This window comes from Aeromonas sp. sif2416 (genome assembly GCF_019218665.1).
Lineage (GTDB): Bacteria > Pseudomonadota > Gammaproteobacteria > Enterobacterales > Aeromonadaceae > Aeromonas > Aeromonas encheleia.
This window is the reverse complement of the sequence record NZ_JAHUXC010000001.1, coordinates 23,534-40,876: the sequence shown is the minus strand read 5'-3', so window position 1 is coordinate 40,876 and position 17,343 is coordinate 23,534. Positions and strand designations below refer to the sequence as shown.

General features: G+C 62.5%; 17 protein-coding genes. 11 read left to right on the top strand and 6 right to left on the bottom strand.

Annotation, left to right across the window (positions count from 1 at the left end):
• The 4 genes from KW821_RS00210 (at window position 1) to KW821_RS00195 (ending at window position 1,903) form a co-directional block, all read left to right on the top strand.
• On the top strand, window positions 1-297 hold the full coding sequence (locus KW821_RS00210) for a DUF3301 domain-containing protein (RefSeq protein ID WP_218289836.1): 297 nt from the start codon (window positions 1-3) through the stop codon (window positions 295-297).
• A 68-nt stretch (window positions 298-365) separates the two neighbouring features.
• Window positions 366-602: a DUF2789 domain-containing protein gene (locus KW821_RS00205; RefSeq protein WP_042654078.1), complete on the top strand. Its 237-nt coding sequence runs from the start codon at window positions 366-368 to the stop codon at window positions 600-602.
• A gap of 210 nt (window positions 603-812) precedes the next feature.
• A complete protein-coding gene (locus KW821_RS00200; protein WP_218289835.1) occupies window positions 813-1,109 on the top strand; it encodes a hypothetical protein in 297 nt (98 codons plus the stop codon).
• 8 nt (window positions 1,110-1,117) lie between these two features.
• Window positions 1,118-1,903, top strand: coding sequence for a Zn-ribbon-containing protein (locus KW821_RS00195; protein WP_218289834.1), 786 nt, complete (start codon window positions 1,118-1,120; stop codon window positions 1,901-1,903).
• A gap of 136 nt (window positions 1,904-2,039) precedes the next feature.
• Here KW821_RS00195 and syd read toward each other — a convergent pair whose 3' ends face one another.
• Window positions 2,040-2,588, bottom strand: coding sequence for a SecY-interacting protein (syd, locus tag KW821_RS00190; protein WP_042654081.1), 549 nt, complete (start codon window positions 2,586-2,588; stop codon window positions 2,040-2,042).
• A gap of 91 nt (window positions 2,589-2,679) precedes the next feature.
• Between syd and queF the strand changes: the two genes are divergently transcribed.
• The 7 genes from queF to KW821_RS00155 all read left to right on the top strand — a co-directional run bounded on the left by queF (window position 2,680) and on the right by KW821_RS00155 (window position 11,785).
• Complete coding sequence (gene queF / locus KW821_RS00185; protein WP_218289833.1) at window positions 2,680-3,528, top strand: NADPH-dependent 7-cyano-7-deazaguanine reductase QueF; 849 nt, start codon at window positions 2,680-2,682, stop codon at window positions 3,526-3,528.
• Between the two features lie 119 nt (window positions 3,529-3,647).
• Complete coding sequence (locus KW821_RS00180; RefSeq protein ID WP_218289832.1) at window positions 3,648-5,918, top strand: hypothetical protein; 2,271 nt, start codon at window positions 3,648-3,650, stop codon at window positions 5,916-5,918.
• A gap of 82 nt (window positions 5,919-6,000) precedes the next feature.
• Window positions 6,001-7,602 carry a diguanylate cyclase gene (locus tag KW821_RS00175; RefSeq protein ID WP_218289831.1) on the top strand — a complete coding sequence of 534 codons (1,602 nt, stop codon included), beginning with the start codon at window positions 6,001-6,003 and terminating at the stop codon, window positions 7,600-7,602.
• Window positions 7,603-7,760: 158 nt separating this feature from the next.
• Window positions 7,761-9,116, top strand: coding sequence for a nucleotide 5'-monophosphate nucleosidase PpnN (ppnN, locus tag KW821_RS00170; RefSeq protein WP_042654085.1), 1,356 nt, complete (start codon window positions 7,761-7,763; stop codon window positions 9,114-9,116).
• Window positions 9,117-9,264: 148 nt separating this feature from the next.
• On the top strand, window positions 9,265-10,068 hold the full coding sequence (xni, locus tag KW821_RS00165; RefSeq protein WP_218289829.1) for a flap endonuclease Xni: 804 nt from the start codon (window positions 9,265-9,267) through the stop codon (window positions 10,066-10,068).
• 147 nt (window positions 10,069-10,215) lie between these two features.
• On the top strand, window positions 10,216-11,223 hold the full coding sequence (locus KW821_RS00160) for an isocitrate dehydrogenase (RefSeq protein ID WP_218289828.1): 1,008 nt from the start codon (window positions 10,216-10,218) through the stop codon (window positions 11,221-11,223).
• 118 nt (window positions 11,224-11,341) lie between these two features.
• A complete protein-coding gene (locus tag KW821_RS00155) occupies window positions 11,342-11,785 on the top strand; it encodes a hypothetical protein (RefSeq protein ID WP_042654087.1) in 444 nt (147 codons plus the stop codon).
• Between the two features lie 86 nt (window positions 11,786-11,871).
• On the opposite strand, the gene rlmM is transcribed toward KW821_RS00155, so the two are convergent.
• The 5 genes from rlmM to KW821_RS00130 form a co-directional block, all read right to left on the bottom strand.
• Window positions 11,872-12,966, bottom strand: coding sequence for a 23S rRNA (cytidine(2498)-2'-O)-methyltransferase RlmM (gene rlmM, locus KW821_RS00150; protein ID WP_042654088.1), 1,095 nt, complete (start codon window positions 12,964-12,966; stop codon window positions 11,872-11,874).
• Window positions 12,959-13,345: a DUF423 domain-containing protein gene (locus tag KW821_RS00145; protein ID WP_042654089.1), complete on the bottom strand. Its 387-nt coding sequence runs from the start codon at window positions 13,343-13,345 to the stop codon at window positions 12,959-12,961. The genes rlmM and KW821_RS00145 overlap by 8 nt, the downstream gene beginning before the upstream one ends.
• Before the next feature lie 26 nt (window positions 13,346-13,371).
• Entirely contained in the window at window positions 13,372-13,998 is a 627-nt protein-coding gene (locus tag KW821_RS00140) for an alpha/beta family hydrolase (RefSeq protein ID WP_218289827.1), read from the bottom strand.
• A complete protein-coding gene (locus KW821_RS00135) occupies window positions 13,991-14,911 on the bottom strand; it encodes a transcriptional regulator GcvA (RefSeq protein ID WP_042654091.1) in 921 nt (306 codons plus the stop codon). Before KW821_RS00135 ends, KW821_RS00140 begins: the two co-directional genes overlap by 8 nt.
• Window positions 14,912-15,193: 282 nt before the next feature.
• Window positions 15,194-17,335, bottom strand: a complete 2,142-nt coding sequence (locus KW821_RS00130; protein ID WP_218289825.1) for a methyl-accepting chemotaxis protein — start codon at window positions 17,333-17,335, stop codon at window positions 15,194-15,196.
• Between the last annotated feature and the right edge of the window lie 8 nt (window positions 17,336-17,343).

Sequence of the window (17,343 nt, the reverse complement as noted above, 5' to 3'; positions counted from 1 at the left end):
ATGGGAGAAATGCTTGGAATCTTGCTGCTGATTTTCGTCGGGGGGGCCTTCTGGCAACAGCGTCGTCAGGCGGAGCTGGCCTGGCAATACATGCGGCGTTACTGCCAGCATCACGATCTGCAACTGCTGTCGCTGGCCCGCACCCACCGTGCGCTGGGGCACAAGCCTCTGCGCCTGCTGACCTATTACCAGTTCGAGTTCTCCAGCGATGGGGAGAGCCATTACCAGGGCCAGCTCTGCATGCAGGGCTTGCATGTCACCGGGGTCGAGCTGCCCCCTCATCGCCTGCCTTCGTAGCGGCGGTTGGGAGCAATGGTGACGAGGCTGGCTATAATTCTCGACAATCGCCCTCAAGGAGATACGAGATGGAATTGCTGACCCACGACATGTCCGCCCTGTTTGCCCAATTGGGCCTGGCCAATGACGAAATAAGCCTGCACCGCTTCATCCGCGAACACCATCTGGACAACCAGACCCTGCTGCCCGAGGCCACTTTCTGGAATCCTTCCCAGGCGGTGTTTCTGCGCGACGCGCTCTGGAATGACTCCGACTGGTCGGAAGCCATCGACCAGCTGGACGTGATGCTGCGCCAGGCAAACTGAGCGGGCCAGCGTCGGCCCGCTTTCCTGACAGGTGGGGTTTGAGCTCTGTGCCTCAATCACCTCTCAATCGCCCTGGCTTCCCCCCGCCCCCAACAAACTGAGCCGGCGCCCTTCGCTCTGCTTTCCTGAAGGGCAGGCTTTGATTAAGCTCTGTGCCTCCATCCGCAAGCAGCAAGACGGCCGCCAGTCAGGTCGCAGTGAGAAGCCCAGATGTCAGCCCAAGAGATCATCAAGATCGCCAACGAACTGAGTGCCAGGGGGATCACCCCCTCGACCGCCATGGTCAAGGCCCGCCTCAGTCACCCCGTGCCCATGGCCGAGCTGCTCAAGGTGTTGAGCCAATGGAAGCAGCAACCCCAGCCGGCCGAGCCGATTGCGGCCACGCCCCCGGTGGTCGCAGCGCCCCCGGCTGAGGTGGTCAGCCTGCAACAGCTGAGCGAGCAACTCGAGCGGCTCGAGCAGAAGGTCGATCGCCTGACCGCCCTGCTGCTCAAGCAGCCGGACTGAGCGCCGCCATGTACATCCTCGAACTCAGCTTTGAATGCTACCGTGACACCTCCCTCGGCGAAGCCGAGCCGGCCATAGTCAACTACCTCGACATGCTGCGCTACCAGGGGCAGATCCTGGGGCGGGAGTTTCCCACCAGCATGCAGGATGGTCACTTCGTCAGCCGGGTCGTCTGCCCCGAGCAAGACAGCCTGCACCCGGATAATCAGAGCGAGCAGGTCGCGCTGGCCGAACAGGGCCTGCACCAGGCCGGTCTGCTGGCCCCCAAGCTGCATCTGCAAGGGATGGATCTGCTGTCCGACAGCACGGACCCCTGCGGCCAGACTGACGAGCGACCGAGCTGGATGCTGCTCTACACCAGCTTCCTGCACAGCTGCTCACCGCTGCGCTGCGGCGATCATTTCGCCCCCATCCCGCTCTATCGCCTGCCCGCCATCGCCAACGGCGACCACAAGCAGATCATCAAGTGGCAGGAGGACTGGGAGGCCTGCGATCAGCTGCAGATGAACGGCTCCATCGCCGAACACGCGGCGCTGCACGAGATAGGCGAGGTGGGCAGCCGCCTGCAGCGCCGGGGCAGCGATCTTGCCAAACGGCTGGAGGGCTCGAGCGGAATCCCGACCTACTACTACCTCTATCGGGTCGGCGGCCTGAGCAAAGCCGCGGAGCAGGCACGCCCCTGCCCCGGCTGTGGTGGTAACTGGACACTCGAGGCCCCGCTGCACGAGATCTTCGACTTCAAGTGCGATGCCTGCCGGCTGGTCTCCAACCTCTCCTGGGACTTCAAGGATTAGGGGCGCCGGCCAGCAGGGAAACCCCGCGCCGCACCAAACGCCGCACATAGAGAAGGGCCTTGCCAGCTGGCAAGGCCCTTCTCATTCACGCCGACTCAGGGCTTGGGGTCGAGCACTGCCCGCCCTCAGACCCACTTCAGTACGGCAGGGTCTCCAGCCGGGTGAGGAACGCCGGCAACGAGGGGGCCAGCGACAGGCGGCGGCCGGAGTCGAGCCATTCCAGCCACACCTGGCCGCTCTCGTTATCCAGCGAGATCAGCGTCATCTCGTTGCGGGTGGTGGCGATGAACAGCGACGGCGAGCGTTTCAACTTGCGCAGCATCAGCAGGTGACCGATGAGGTTCTCCCTGAGCAAGTCCAGATCCGCCTCGTTCCACGGCAGGATCAACTCGATGCGCAGCCCCTTGTAGGAGCAGGGGATGGGGCGGCTGAACCAGTGGCCGAACAGGGCGAGGGCGGCGGGGTGCAGCACCAGCTCCAGCGCCTCGCTCATGGCGGTGAAATCTGCCGGTGTGTCGCGTTGCACCGGGCGCCAGGCCACCCTCCCCTCCTTGGGTTCATCCAGCTCACAGGGCGAGCGCCATTGCGGCTCCCACTCGCACAGGGGCAGGCCCCGCCTCGCCTCGCCATCGCGCTGCCAGCGTAAAAAAAACTGCTCCAGGGCAGACAAGACTTGATCCGACATCGATATTCCCCACAATAGCGGCCAAGGATAGCCGCAATAAAATGACCGCAAAAGCCGGTCATTGCACCATCAAACCGTTGAGCAAACAAGCATGAGCAAACAAGAGAGATACGCGGGCGCCAGCGCGCTGCAGGGCCTGAGCCTGGGCCAGCAGTCGGCCTACATCAGCCAGTACGCCCCTGAGCTGTTGCAACCCGTGCCACGCAGCCTGAACCGCGACGACCTGGGCCTGGGCGAGACCCTGCCCTTCCAGGGTTGCGACGTCTGGACCCTGTACGAGCTCTCCTGGCTCAATGCCAAAGGCAAGCCCATGGTGGCGCTCGGCGAGGTGGCCGTGCCCGCCACCAGCCCGAACCTCATCGAATCCAAGTCGTTCAAGCTCTACCTCAACTCCTTCAACCAGACCCGCTGCGACTCGCTGGCGGCGGTGCAGGCCCTGCTGGTCAAGGATCTGAGCGCCTGCGCCGGCAGCGAGGTGAGCGTCACCCTGTTCCCGCTCGATCAGGCGCCCCATCAGATAGCGGCGCTGCCGGGGGAGTGTATCGACGAGCAGGACATCGAGATCGACGGCTACGAGTTCGACCAGACCCTGCTGCAGGGCGCGGCGGGCACTGACATCGTCGAAGAGACGCTGCACAGCCATCTGCTCAAGTCCAACTGCCTGGTCACCCGCCAGCCGGACTGGGGATCCCTGGTGATCCACTACCGCGGCCCGCGCCTCGATCGGGAAAAACTCTTGCGCTATCTCATCTCGTTCCGCCAGCACAACGAGTTCCACGAGCAGTGCATCGAGCGCATCTTCATCGATCTCAAGCACTTCTGCGGCCCGAGCCAGCTGACCGTCTATGCCCGTTATACCCGCCGCGGCGGGCTGGACATCAACCCCTTCCGCAGCGACTGGGAGCGGGTGCCCGCCAACCTGCGCCTCATCCGCCAGTAACCGCGGGACGCGGCTGACGGGCGGGGCCCGGCGGCCCGTCGCGCAAGCCATCAGTAAACTCTGGACGCACAGGGGGGGCTTGGATAACATGCCTGCACCCCTGTGCTGCTCTCAATCCAATGAATCAACTGTTTTTTCTGGCAATGATGATGTCCTCCCTGTCGGCTCCGGATCTGGATCTGGCCAAGGAGCAGTTGTCTATCGATCTGCAACAGGCCCAGACCCTGGTGCTGACCGATCCCGCCAGATGTGTCCAGATTGCCTCCTCCTTCCTCGAACGCACAGCCAATAATCCCAAGCAAATCATCAGTAACCGCCAGGAATACGGCTATCGGGAACCCATGCTGAGCTATGGCACGGCCACCCAGGCCACCGGAGCCCATCTGCTCAAGGGCGAGTGCCTGCAGCAACTGGGGCAGTTCAGGCTGGCCCAGGAATCCCTCGATCAGGCCATCGCCATGGCCGAGAAGGAGCAGCAGTTCGAGCTGCAGGCCCACGGTCTCTACCTCAAGGTCCGCAGCCGGAACCAGCAGGAGAGATCCCATGGCGCCGGCGCCATCCTGCTCGATGAACTGGACAAGTTGCTGGCCAACCCCGGCCTCAAGGAGAGCCAGCTGCAGGTCTATAGCCGGCTGTTGCACGTCAACGCCAGCATAGAAGGGCAGCAGTTCGATCTGGCCAAGCGCCAGCTGAGCGAGGCCCACCAATGGGCGGAGCAGGCCAAGAATCCCCTGGCCATGGCCTGGGTCAGTGCCGTGGGGGGAGATCTCTACCACGCACTCGGACAACCCCAGCTGGCCCTCGGTGACTACATCGATGCCCAGCAGCAGGCCAAGAGCCTGCAGGATCCGCTGTTCCTCGGCCTGCTGTCGAACCAGGTCGTCAACCTCTATCAGGAGGAGCAGGAGCCGCAGAAGGCGCTGCAATATGCCAATGAGGCCGCCAACTACTTCCACGCGCTCGGCAACCCCTCCCTGCTGAGCGATGCGCTGATCGTGCTCGCCCGCCTCAACCGCGATCAGGGCGAGATGAACATGGCGCTGGTCTATTTCTTCAACGCGCTGGACCTGCTCGACGAGAACAACAGCCGCACCCGCATCGCCCACCTCAAGTTCGAGATCGGCAAGACCTATCTGCAGACCGGCAACCTGACCCTGGCCCGCAACTACCTCAACGCGGCGCGCCAGTCCCACGAGATGGGAGATGACAAGGAGTCGCTGATCGACACCCTGCTGCTGCTCGGGGAGCTGCACCTCAAGCAGAAGGAGGCGGGGATCGCCATACTGCAGCTGGAAAACGCCCTGACCCTGGCCAACCGGCTCGGGGACATCCGCCGCCAGTTCGAGATCTTCCGCCTGCTCTCCATCGCCTACGAGCAGAAGGGCTACCTCAAACAGGCCCTCGACAGCTACAAGAATTATCACCAGCGCAGCGAGTTGGTGCGCCAGCAGCAGCTCGATCTGGAGCAGGAAGCTGTCCGTGACAACTATGCCCAGGTGGAGCGCGTACAGCAGGTCAAGGAGCTGGAGCAGCGCCTCGACGTCAGCCAGCATCAGCAGGAGCGCTATCTCTGGTCCAGCGTCAGCACCGGCCTGCTGCTGGCCCTGTTTATCTACCTGTTCTTCACGCTCTGGCTCAAGCTGCGGGTCGCCCGCCTCAATGCCAGGCAACTGGGAGAGGCTCTGCTGATCGAGCCGCGCAGCGGCCTGGCCAACTGGCAGCGGCTGATGAGCCGCTGGCCGCGGGAGATGGCCAAGCGCCAGCAGAAATCCGAGCGCTGGTATCTGAGCGAGCAGCCCACCAGCGAGTTTGACGACAAGCTGCACTACCTGCTGTTTCGGGTGCCCTTCCTGGTCAACAGCCTGGAGCGGCACGGCTATCAGGTCAGCCGCGAGATAGAGCAGGCCTTCGGCCACTACATCAACCGGCTGACCCCCCAGGATGGCCGCATCTACGATCTGCGCGAGGGCCACCTGCTGTATGTGGTGCCGCAGCGCCACGTGGCCCAGCTGCATCAGCTGGCGCAGGAGCTGCTCGATACCCTGGCCGCCTTCCCCTGTGACTACCCGCTGGATCGCCACATCAGCCTCGGCATCGTCAGCCACCCCTTCCTGCCTAAGGCGGCGACCGCCCTCGACCACCATGGCCTGTTCGACCTCTGCTATCTGGCGCTGTCAGGGGCCATGCAGCTCAGTGAAAAACACCGCCAAAGCGTCTGGTTGGAGCTGGCCGCCATCGATTGCCAACAGGCCGCGTTTTTTAATGGCGATGTGTGGCAATGCTGCTTGATGGCAATTGACAAGGGACTGGTAAAAGTAAATTCTTCTCATGAAAAGCAATGGGTTAATTGGCTTCAGCTTTCACGGACGAAAGTGCCGGACAACCCATGACATTAGGTACTCAACGGGGTCTTTCATTGGCTTACTGTTGCTGGACGATACAAAAACGATAATGAACAGGGCGACCTGAATAATGAATGACATCGCTGCCGTAACAGGACAACTGGCAAGACTCAGGGAATCCCTCCAGCAGAAACAGCAGGAGCTCGATGGCATGGCCACGTTCTCCGATGCCGAGCGCACCCGCGGCATCCAGTTCATCGGCAAGCTGATGCAGGCCTGCCGCGGTCACGATCGTGAACTGGACAACCGGCTCGCCAAGCTCAAGCAGAAACTCGATGGCAATCCCCCGCTCTCGTCGCTGGATGGGGATCTGGCCGCCATCGAGAAGCTGCTGCAGCAACACGGCAGCGCGCTGGAGGAGTCCATTAGCCTGACCCAGGCCACCATAGAACTGGGCAGCAAGCAGCTCAAGTCCATCAAGGGCTTCCCGGAAGAGACCCGCCGCTCGCTCAAGGAGTTCCTCGCGAGCCCCGAAGGCTATGGCATCGGCGATCACCAGAAGAAGGTGGTCCGTCTGCTGGAGTTCTACCAGCAGGCCATCAAGATCCAGCTGCTGCCGACCCAGCCGCTGCTCACCCCCACCCAGGGGGCGGCCACCGATCTGGCGGCGCCCGGCCCCATGGATCCCTTCGATGTGAAGGCCCACGCCCAGATTGCCGACGAGTTGCAGCGGCTCATCACCGAGCTCGACTTCGCCGGCGCCGTGGGCGAGAGCCTGGCGGACATCCGCCGCCAGCTGCTGGGGGGCATCACGCCGCCGCTGCTGGCCGAGATCTGCCTGCAGATCATCGAGCTCATCATCGAGGGCACCAGGGAGGAGCGTAAGTCCTCCCAGGCCTTCCTCAGCACCCTCAACGAGAGCCTGTCGGCGGTCCATTTCAGCTTCACCGAATCCCTCGACGAGGGTCGGGCGCTGCAAAATGCCACCCTGCTCAGCGGCCAGGCGCTCGATCGGGAGCTGGAGGCCATCGATCACACCCTGGCCAGGCACGACTCCCCCATGGAGCTCAAGGGCGCCATCGCCAGCCACCTGGACACCATTCGCCACCTGCAGCAGGACAGGGAAACCATGGCCAGCCGTGAGCGCCATCTGCTCACCCACCTGTCCAACATGGAAGCCAAGCTGCGGCTGATGAAGGAGGAGACCGCCGAGTACAAGAAGCGGCTCACCATCCAGAAACACAAGCTGTTCCTCGACAGCCTGACCCAGGTCCACAACCGGGCGGCGCTCGACGAGCGGCTCGAACTGGAATATAAGCGCTGGCTGCGTTACAGCACCCCGCTGTGCCTGGCCATCATCGACATCGATCACTTCAAGAACATCAACGACAACTACGGCCACATGGCCGGTGACAAGGCCCTGAAGGTGGTCGCCAAGGCCCTGCAGAGCGCCTTGCGTGATACCGATTTCATCGCCCGCTTCGGCGGAGAGGAGTTCGTGGTGCTGCTGCCGAACATCAACCCGGACAAGTACCAGAAGCCGCTGGAGAACCTGCGCCAGACCATCAAGAGCATCCCGTTCCGGTTCAGGGACGCCAGGGTCGAGATCACCATCTCCATCGGCGCCACCCTGTTTCGCGAGGGGGATCACACCACTGATGCGTTCGAGCGGGCCGACAAGGCGCTCTACAGCTCCAAAAATCTGGGGCGGGATCAGGTCAATCTGGCCTGAACCCGGCCTGACCGCTGGCTAAAAAACCGGCAAACGCACTCCCGCCCTATTCCCCTGCCCCACCGCTTGCCTCTACTATCGAAATCGAGGGATGTCACGGCATCCCGTTTTCTCCCCAGGGAAAGCACAACGATAACAAGACGAGTGAAGGGGAACTTATGATTACGCACATCAATCCTGTCGGCAGCATGGACTTGCTGTCCCAACTCGAGGTGGATCGCCTCAAGCAGACCGCCTCCAGCGATATCTATCAACTGTTTCGCAACTGCTCGCTGGCGGTGCTCAACTCCGGCAGCCACACCGACAGCTCCAAAGAGATACTGGAGCGCTTCAAGTCTTTCGACATTCATGTGATCCGGCGCGAGCGCGGGGTCAAACTCGAGCTGTTCAATGCGCCCGAGCACGCCTTCGTCGATGGCGAGATCATCCGCGGCATCCAGGAGCATCTGTTCTCCGTGCTGCGGGACATCCTCTACGTCTCGGCCCAGCTGGAGTCGAACCGCCAGGTCAATCTGACCAACGCCACCCACCTCTCCAACCTGGTGTTCGCCATACTGCGCAACGCCAAGGCGATCCTGCCGGGGGCGGATCCCAACCTGGTAGTGTGCTGGGGCGGCCACTCCATCAACGAGATCGAATACCAGTACACCCGCTCGGTGGGCAGTGAGCTGGGGCTGCGCGAGCTGAACATCTGCACCGGCTGCGGCCCGGGCGCCATGGAAGGGCCCATGAAGGGGGCCGCCGTCGGCCACGCCAAGCAGCGGGTACGCAACGGCCGCTATGTCGGCCTCACCGAACCGTCCATCATCGCCGCCGAGCCGCCCAACCCCATCGTCAACGAGCTGGTGATCCTGCCGGACATCGAGAAGCGGCTGGAGGCCTTCGTGCGCCTGGGCCACGGCATCATCATCTTCCCCGGTGGGGTCGGTACCGCCGAGGAGCTGCTCTACCTGCTCGGCATCATGATGCACCCGGCCAACGAGCGCCAACCCATCCCCATCATACTGACCGGTCCCAAGGAGAGTGCCGACTACTTCCGCGCCATCGACGACTTCGTCAAGGCGACCCTGGGGGAACCGGCCACCCGCCTCTACCGGATCATCATCGGCGATGCGCCCGAGGTGGCCCGTGTCATGAAGGAGGCCATGCCCAAGATCCGCGAATACCGCAAGTCGGTCGGCGATGCCTACTCCTTCAACTGGTCCTTGCGGATCGAGCCGGAGTTCCAGCTGCCATTCGAGCCGGATCACGCCAGCATGGCCAGCCTGGATCTGCACCGCAACCAGCCACCCCAGCTGCTGGCTGCCAACCTGCGCCGCGCCTTCTCCGGCATAGTCGCCGGCAACGTGAAGGAAGGGGGCATCCGCGCCATCGAGAAGAAGGGCCCCTTCAAGCTGCACGGTGACAAGGAGCTGATGCACCTGATGGACCGGCTGCTGGAGAGTTTCGTCAGACAGCAACGGATGAAGCTGCCCGGCAGCCAATACATCCCCTGCTACGAGATAGTGAAGTAAGCGGCGAGATGAGGGCACTGCGCCGGTCATGACAGTAGGGGCACCCGGGTGCCCCTCTCTCGTTGACAGCAAGACCCCAGCACATGAAGGGCTACCATGACGCCCGTCCCTTGTTACAATGGGCCGTCCCGACTTCCAAGAGCGCCCCATGTCAAACCTCAGGCCACACCTGCTCATCATCGATGCCCTCAACCTCATCCGTCGTCTGCATGCGGTTCAGGCCCAGCAGGCGCTGACCCCGGCCCAGGCCTTGCTCGCCACCCGCGCCAATCTCATCAACACCTGCAAGAAGCTGCTGGCCAGCAGCGAGCCGACCCACGTCATCGCGGTGTTTGACGGCGAGGTGCACAGCTGGCGCAAGGAGATCTATCCGGCCTACAAGGAGGGGCGCACTCCCATGCCAGCCGAGCTGCGCGACGGGCTGGCCGACCTGCAGGATGCCTTCTGGGAGTGCGGCGTGGATGCCCTGCTCTCCCAGACCGACGAGGCGGACGATCTTATCGCCACCTTAGCCAGTGGGATTGCCCAGCACGGAGCCAGGGCCACCATCATCTCCACCGACAAGGGGTTCTGTCAGCTCATCTGCCCGCAGATCCAGATCCGGGACCATTTCAACAAGCGCTGGCTGGATGCGGCCTTCGTGCAGCAGCAATATGGCGTCACCCCCGACCAGCTGGTGGACTTCTGGGCCCTGACCGGCATCGGCGGCTCCAACATCAAGGGGGTGCCGGGCATAGGCCCAAAGACCGCCACAGCACTACTGCTGCAACATGGCAACCTGGCCGCCCTGCTCAGCGCCTGCCAGCAGGAAGAGGCCGGCAAGCCCCTGCTCAAGCTGCGCCAGCATCAGGCTGAGGCGCTGCTGGCCCAGCGGCTGGTGCGCCTGCAGCGGGATATCCCGCTCGGTTTCAACCTGCGGGAGATACGCTACCCGCCGCAAGCCGATGAATGAGACCAGGCCGTCAGCACGCTGCATCCGATGGTGCGGCTCCTGTTGACATAAGTGGGATAAATGTAAAGAAACATGGAGGATGTGGTGCAAAAATGGTATAAAACAGCCGAATCCTCCCCCTCTGTTCCCTAGAAGTGGATACCTCTCATGTCAAAAAGAAAAATTACCGTCATTCCGGGCGACGGCATAGGCCCCAGCATCATCGAATCCGCCATCCAGATCCTGACTCACGCCGGTTGTGACTTCGAATACGACTACGCCGATGCCGGCCTGGTCGCGCTGGAGAAGCACGGCGAGCTGCTGCCCCAGGCCACGCTGGATCTGATCGAGAAAAACAAGGTCAGCCTGAAGGGCCCGCTCACCACCCCGGTCGGCGGTGGTTTTACCTCCATCAACGTCTCCCTGCGCAAGAAGTTCAACCTCTACGCCAACGTGCGCCCTGTCATCTCCTTCAAGGGCACCCGCAGCCGTTACGACAACATCGACATCATCACGGTGCGTGAGAACACCGAGGGCATGTACTCGGGTGCGGGCCAGAAGCGCAGCGATGACAACAACAGCGCCGAGGCGATGAGCATCATCACCCGTGACGGCGCCGAGCGCATCGTCACCTTCGCCTTCGAGCTGGCCCGCCAAGAAGGCCGCAAGAAGGTCACCATCATCCACAAGGCCAACATCCTCAAGTCCACCTCAGGCCTGTTCCTGGAAGTGGCGCGCGAGGTCGCCGCCCGTTATCCAGATATCCAGAACGAGGAGATGATCGTCGACGCCGCCTGCATGAACCTGGTGATGTACCCGGAGCGGTTCGATGTGATGGTCACCACCAACCTGTTCGGCGACATCCTCTCGGATCTCTGTGCCGGTCTGGTCGGCGGTCTGGGCATGGCCCCTGGCGCCAACATCGGCGAGGGTGCCGCCATCTTCGAAGCGGTACACGGCTCGGCGCCGGATATCGCCGGCAAGAACATCGCCAACCCGACCTCGGTGATCCTTGCCTCCATCCAGATGCTGGAATATCTCGGCATGCAGGACAAGGCCGAGCGCATCCGCGAGGCGGTGCGCTCGACCATAGAGTCCGGTGATCGGGTGACGCAGGATCTGGGGGGCAGCGCCTCCACCAGCGAATTTACCCAGGCCATCATCGACCGTCTGTAAATGCGCCTAACCATATGATTTTAAAAGGGAGCCTCGGCTCCCTTTGTTTTATACCGGATCCCCCTACCTCCCTCGTCAGATGAATACTATGTTCATATGAGGGATAAGGAGATCCACTATGCGTGCTACGTTCATCTTGCTGATCTTCAGCAGCAGTGCCATGGCATTAGACAGACCCATCGACAACGCCTGGTTGACGCCACCGCCCCAGAGCGCTCAACCGGCCGCGCAAGTCTGGCAGTCCACTATCGATACCAATGACCTGCTCAAGGCTCCCAAACAGCTCTCGTTTGGCGTGGACATCATGACCGACAGCAACGGCGCCCAACAGATCACCCCCTACCAGAAACTGAACCTGACGGCCGAGAAGAGCGTGAGTCTCTCTTTCGAAAAGCACAAACCCAGGATCAAGTTCAACGCCGGCGGCATCAACACGGCGGTCAAGCTGAGGGGGGATGGGGTCAAGATGCAGTTCAACCCGACCGACAAGACCATACCGCTGCAGGTAGAGCTCAAGATCACGGATGACGAATCCATGATGCGCTTCGACTACCGTTTCTAAGAGCATCCCATAGCAAAAAACCGGACGGGTATACCCGTCCGGTTCTGTTTTGCCGTCACGATGACTGCGAGGGTGCTATCCCGAGGTCAGACCTTGGGCTCCAGCTTGGAAACCCAGTACTTGTTGTAGACGTGCACCGTGATCTCTTCCCGATCGTGATAGAGCTGCTTGGCCTGGATCACGAACGCATTGTCGATCTCCTTGAGCAGGCCACGCAACACCTCTATGTTGTGCACCGCCTCGGCATAGCGCTTCTTCATCGGCAGCTTGAGGTTGAACATGGCCTCCTGGCAGTCGTTCTCGCGGAACCAGTCGGCGATCATGTGGGTCACCCGTGCCGGCTTCTCCACCATGTCGCACACCAGCCAGTAGATGTTCTTCTTGCTGGGACGCCAGACGAAGCCGTCATCGCGCAGGTGTTTGACCTGACCGGTGTCCATCAGGGACGGGGCCATGGTGCCGTTATCCACCGCGGTCACCATCATGCCGCGACGCACCAGCTGATAAGTCCAGCCACCCGGGCAGGCGCCCAGATCGACGGCCTTCATGCCGGAGGTGAGGCGCAGATCCCACTCTTCCTTGGGCACGAACACATAGAAGGCCTCTTCCAGCTTGAGGCTGGAGCGGCTCGGTGCGTCCGGCGGGCAGCGCAGACGCGGGATCCCCATGTGGAATTCGGAGTTGTTGAACGAGTAGGAGTAACCGATCAGCAGGTGATCGTTGGCCATGAAGAAGGCGTGGAACACCGGACGGTGCGGCGTCTCCTTCTTGGTCAGCAACTCGTTGCTGCGCAGCGCCTGGCGCAGCGGCACGGTGAACTTGCGGCAGAAGGCCGACAGCTCTTTCGCTTCGTTGGTGTCGGCGGTCTCGACCCGCAGATCGCCGCAGATGGTGTAGCCGCTGGCCGCCTCTATGATGGGCGAGATCCGATCGGACAGATCCAGATCCTTCAGCTCATGGGTCACCACCAGCATCTGGCGGATGAAGATAAGCTCCTTGAACGGCAGTTTGCGGGCCAGCAGATCGGCCTGCTCCTCGTCATACAACTCGAAAATCACATAGCCGCTGTCGTCCTTGACCCGGGCGAAACCGTAACACTGCATGCTACTGGCACGTTCGGTGATCTCTGCCGCCGCCTCTTTCTCAAAACCGGGGCGGCAATAAAGCAGCAGATTATTCATTCTTTCCTCCAAGACGACAGCCAGCCCATATCAGAGCCGTCCATCCCAACATAAAACAGAGGCCACCGGCCGGGGTGATGAGCCCCAGCCCCTTGCTGCCAAGCAGCACCATGGCATAAATACTGCCGGAGAATCCCAGGATCCCCAGCACAAAGGCGGTGCCAGCGAAGGTGATCACCTTGCTGCGCACACCGCACCAACCCAGGATCAACAGGGCCAGTGCGTGAAAAAACTGATACTGCACGGCGGTGTTGAACGCCGCCAGACGGCCGGCATCGATGCCGGTCGCCGCCAGTCCGTGGGCGCCATAGGCCCCCAGCATGGTGGCCGTCAGGCCGAACAGGCCGGCCAGCACCAGCCAATGTCGATGGATTTGCATCCCACTCTCCTTGCTCTTCAAGGCACTCAGCGCGTTGCCGAGGTCGCGTCGATAAAGCGCCTCATCTGATCCGCCGCCTGTTGCAGGTTCTCCTGCTCGCTCACCCCGCTGGCTTTTCTCGGCTTGAAGCCATGATCACCATCGGTCAGCCAGTGGACCGATACGGCGGGTGAGAAGGGGAAATCGGCCAGTTCGGCACGGCTACCGAAGGTGTCGCGCTCCCCCTGCAACAACAGGGTCGGCGTCTTGATCTGCTTGAGCACCTCGCCCCGCCAGCTGTCGGGCTTGGCCGGGGGGTGGAAAGGATACCCGAGAATGAGCAATCCTGCAGCATTCATCTCGTCGCAGATCTCGGCCGCCATCCGTCCCCCCATGGACTTGCCCGCCAGAAACAGCCGGGGATGGGCAAACTGGTGCACCATCTCGCGCCAATGGGCGAGCAGGACCGGCTGCCTGTCTGGCGGCCTGCGCTTGCCATCCAGGGCCCGCTTGCTCATGTAGGGGAAGTTGAAGCGGACTACCTCGATGTCCGGCCCCGCCAGCAAGGCAGAGAGCCGGGTGAAGAAGTCGTGCTCCATGCCGGCACCGGCGCCGTGGGCCACCAGAATGCGAACGGGGGCGTCCACCGCCCCCTCTATGATGACGTCAGGCATCGGCGAGACGTGCCCGGCGACGGGCCTCTTCCTGTTCCACCAGCTCCAGCATCCAGTCGCGGAAGGCCACTATCTTGCCCTGATCCGACTGCTGCTCCTGGCACACCAGATAGAAGGCGTTCTTGCTGACCAGTACCTGCTCGAACGGACAGATGAGACGACCCGCCTCGATCTCGGGCTGGGCCAGCACGCTGTGGCCGAGCGCCACCCCCTGGCCGTGGATCGCCGCCTGGATCACCATGGTGGAGTGGCTGAAGATGGGCCCCTGGTTGACGTTGGGCGCATCGATGTCGAGCTGGCGGAACCAGGCCTTCCAGTCGCGACGGGAGGTGTCGTGCAGCAGGGTGTGCCGAACCAGATCCTCAGGGGTGCGCAGCGGCTTGGGGCCGGTCAGCAGCAGCGGCGAGCAGACCGGGATCAGGTATTCGGTGTGCAGCTTGTCACAGCGCAGACCCGGCCAGTTGCCGCGGCCATAGTAGATGGCCACGTCCACGTCATCGGTGAGCGAGCCTTCGTCCATGTCCACCGCCTTGATCCGCACGTCTATGTCCGGATGGCGCTCGCTGAACTTCACCAGCCGGGGCACCAGCCACTGGATGGCAAAGCTCGGCTGCAGGCTGACGGTGAGCGCGCCCTTGGCGCTGCGGGCCAGCAGCTTGTCGGTCGCCTCGGAGATGGAGGCGAAGATGTCCTTGATGTCGAGGAAGTAACTCTGCCCCTCCTCGGTCAACAGCAGGGAGCGGTTCTTGCGGCGAAACAGCTTGATGCCGAGGTACTCTTCCAGCGCCTTGATCTGGTGGCTGATGGCGGCCTGCGTCACGAACAGCTCTTCCGCTGCCCGGGTAAAGCTTAAGTGACGGGCGGCGGCTTCAAACGCTTTCAGTGCATTGAGCGGGGGTAAACGACGAGACATGAGATGACCGACGATGAGTTTTTCTAATGGTGCGCATTATAAATTGTCGGTTGCGGGCCGACCAGTGAATAAACATAATTCGCCACGCAATCCGTTGCCATATGGCTCACACCTTCTCTTCCATGTTGGTTTACATGTGGTTTTTGTGAGTGGGCCGGCAAAGATTGTGGTGTTGTGTTTCTTCCTCTGCGGGAAGAAGGGCTTAAATCGGACCGATTTAACCCAGTCTGTCATCTGAATGTGTTTGGCGCCTCCGGTTGGATGGCGCCTTTTTTCTTATCCCTATACCTTGAACTGCCCCACCAGTTGCTGCTGTTTGTCCGCCAGTTGCGACAACTCGCGTCCGTTGTCGGCCGAGGTGGCCGCCTCGGCCCTGATGGTATGGCTCACATCGCGGATGTTGCTGACGTTGCGGTTGATCTCGTCCGCCACCCCGCTCTGCTCCTGCGCCGCGCGGGCAATCTGCTCGTTCATCTGGTGGATGGTGCCGACCGCCTGGATGATCTGCTCCAGCACGCTGACCGACAGCTCCACCTTGCCGAGCGTCACATCCGCCTGGCTGTGGCCCGTCATGATCGCCTTGACTACCGCCTCGGTGCCCGACTGCAGCTGGCTGATCAGGGTCTGGATCTCGACGATGGCATTCTGGGTGCGGCCGGCCAGGTTGCGCACCTCGTCGGCCACCACCGCGAAGCCGCGCCCCTGCTCGCCGGCCCGGGCGGCCTCGATGGCGGCATTGAGCGCCAGCAGGTTGGTCTGCTCGGCGATCCCCTGAATGACGATGAGGATGTCGTTGATGTTGTCGCTGTTGGCCGCCAGCCGCTCCACCACGGGCTTGGCGTCGCTGATCACCGTCATCAGCCTGGACATGGCCTGCTGGGTGTCGGCCACCACGGACTTGCCCTCCTGCGCCGCCGTGTCGGCCTGATTGGCCGCATCCACCGCCGAGTTGGCATTGCCCGCCACCTGCAAGGCGGTGGCGCTGAGCTCCTCGAACGCGGTGGCGACCAGATCGACCTCCTGATACTGGGCCTGCATGCCGGCACTGGTGCGCTCGGCCCCCTGCGCCGCCTGGGTTGCGCTGGCCCGGGTGCCGGCGACCGTGTCGATCACCTGGCTGATGGTGGATTGCAGCTTGTCGAGGAAGTTGTTGAACCACCTGGCCAGCTCACCGATCTCGTCATCGCGCTGCAGATCGATGCGCTGGGTCAGATCCCCCTCGCCGCTGGCGATGTCCTTGAGACGGGCCACCACGGTGCGAATGGGGGCGACTATCCGCCGCGCCATCAGCCAGATGCAGAGCAGGGCGAGCAGCGAGATCACGCCCCCGATCAGCAGCTGTGCGACCACGCTGCGTTGGGCCTGACCTTCGAGCTCCCCCTGCAGCTGCAGGGCAGAGGAAAGTACCACGGCACGGGGCAGCTCGATGTAGATGCCCCACTTGCGATCGGTGCCACGCATCCTGACCGGCACGAAGGTCTGCAACAAGGCGCCATCGGGGCTCCAGCGGGTGACCACCTCGCCCTGGCCGAGCCAGCCCTTCAGATCCGTCGCCAGCCCCTGATCCTGCTGGCCAAGGAGGTTGCCGAGCCCGACCTCGAATCCCTCCACCCCGGCCACTCGGCCCTCGCGGCTGAGCAACAGCACCTTGCCCTGCCCCTCATAGAGGGTCTTGTCCATCTCCTCCACCAGGCTCTGCAGCCTGGTCAAGGAGATATCCACCCCGACCATGCCGAGCAGGGTTCCCTGCTCCAGCAGGGGGGCCGTCACCGAGGTCATCAGCACCTCCCGGGTGCCGACCTCGTCGAGATAAGGCTCGAGCAGGCAGAGGGCCCGCGAGCGGATGCTGCAGCTGTACCAGCCATTTTCCACCCCGCCGTTGGCGGTCGGCTTGTCATCGGCCAGCACCGCCTCATCCATGACCTCCAGGGTCACCTTGCCATCGACCCTGGCCCAGTAACTGGAGAAGCGCCCCTTGTCGTTGGCCCCCAGCGCCGTCGAGCCCTGGTAGTTGGCGTCCTCGCCATCGAGCTGATTGGGCTCGAAGACCCCATAAACCCCGAGCAGGTTGGCGGACGATTCAGCCGCATCCTGCAGCTGCTGGTTCACCGCGCCGCGCAGCGCCTCCGAGTGGACGAAGTTGTCGGCCGCGTTCTTGCGCTGGAACAGTACGCTCTCGGCCAGCAGGGTGGCCCGGAAATAGGCTTCATCGAGATAGCTGGTCACCCTGGCCGCCTGGGTAGCGCCCATGGCCTGCATCCAGTTCTCCGCCGCATGTTGCGCCTCCAGGGTGGTGGAAGTGAGTACCTGCTCCTGCATGCGAGCGGCATTGAAGAGGGAGGACGTCACCAGTGCCGCGGCACTGGCCAGTAAACAACAGCCGGCGATCAGGGTGATCCGGCCCTGAACAGAAAGAGAACTCATGCCACATT